This is a genomic window from Arcicella sp. BE140 (genome assembly GCF_031456255.1).
GTDB classification, from domain to species: Bacteria; Bacteroidota; Bacteroidia; order Cytophagales; family Spirosomataceae; genus Arcicella; species Arcicella aquatica.
The window spans coordinates 1-1,580 of the sequence record NZ_JAVDUE010000036.1; the positions used below are offsets into that span (position 1 = coordinate 1).

1 protein-coding gene is annotated in these 1,580 nt (G+C 37.2%); it reads left to right on the forward strand.

All coding sequences use genetic code 11. From position 1 onward, the window contains the following. On the forward strand, positions 1 to 1,519 hold a 1,519-nt coding region (locus J2Y60_RS24735), incomplete at its 5' end, for a Tn3 family transposase (RefSeq protein ID WP_309924737.1). Between the last annotated feature and the right edge of the window lie 61 nt (positions 1,520 to 1,580).

Genomic DNA, 1,580 nt, shown 5'->3' on the forward strand with positions numbered 1-1,580 from the left:
ATCCCGTTGGGAGATAGAATCAGAGCGTATTTGTCAATCTTTGGGCGGTATTGATATTGTCGCTAAAATTGATGAAATGGCATCGGAGTTAGCTTCATTACTTAAACCGTTATCTGAATTATTGGTACAAGGCACTGACATTCGATTAGAAAATGGAGAATTGGTTTTGCCGCCCATCAAGGCTGATGAACTCAGTGATTCTACCAAACGATTAAGGGAGCAAGTAAATTTGAGACTTCCCAAAGTTGGATTAGTGGAGATGATACGGGAGGTGGACTCTTGGGTAACTTATACCAATGAGCTTAGGGACGGAGATTTTTCTCAAAATTCGGAACGAGATTCTTTATTATACGCTGCCCTAATGGGTAATGGCTGTAATATTCCTTTGGCAGATTTAGCACGTTCTTCGGATTTAGAGTATCAAGCCTTGTGGTGGGTTGCTAACAATCATTTCAGCGATGAAAATGTTAAAAAAGCCAACAATATTGTTGTGAATTTCCTGCATAAACAGTGGCTCAGTGAGTATTGGGGTGATGGAACACTATCATCATCCGATGGGCAAAGATTCCCTACCAGTGGCAAAATACGGAACGCCACCTCTATCGTAAAGTATTTTGGATTTGGGAATGGCGTTACTTTTTATACGCATACCTCCGACCAATATTCTCAATATGGTTCAAAAGTGATTACTTCAACCGAACGGGATGCTACCTACGTTTTAGATGAAATCTTAGCTAATGAGACGGATTTGGAAATTTTAGAACACGCAACTGACACTCATGGATATACCGATTTACTTTTTGCGTTCTTTAATTTGGTGAATAAAAAACTTATTTCAAGACTCAGAGACCTCAAAGGGCAAAGACTTTGCAAAATCAAATCAAGTACCAGTAATGAATACAATGAGTTAGAATATCCGCCCCTTAAATTCACGGGAACGGTCAATATAGATTATCTAAAAAAGAACGCCCAGGAGTTACAAAGAGTATCGGCATCATTACAAACAGGAACTGTAACTGCCTCATTGTTAATGAATAAGCTACAAGCATACCCAAGACAAAACAATTTAATGTATGTCTTACAAGCCTATGGACAGTTAGAAAAAACGGTATTTATCTGTAATTATTTGTTGATACCTCCCATGAGAAAAAGAATCAATCGGCAACTTAATAAAGGAGAACAGTTACATAATTTAAGGTCTTATCTATGGTTTGGTAGTGATGGATTCATTCGTAAGCAACAGGAAGCTGAACAACAAATTACAGCGTACAGTCTCACATTATTAACCAATATTGTGATGGCTTGGAACACGGTTTACATTCAAGAAATCCTCAAAGAACTCAAAGAAGAAGGTTATCAGGTCAATGAAGAAGATTTTGACCATATTTCACCTGCCGTCTTTGAACATATAAATCGTTTAGGGAAGTACAATTTCAAAGATGAAATTAAACTGGAAGAAAACGGATTGAGAGCTTTAAGAAAGCCCAAGAATGGTAGGTTTATTTTCAAATCAATGTAGCAAGACAACTAATCTATTAGTTAAAAACCGTAAATTTTCGCACAAATGTTATGAAAACCTC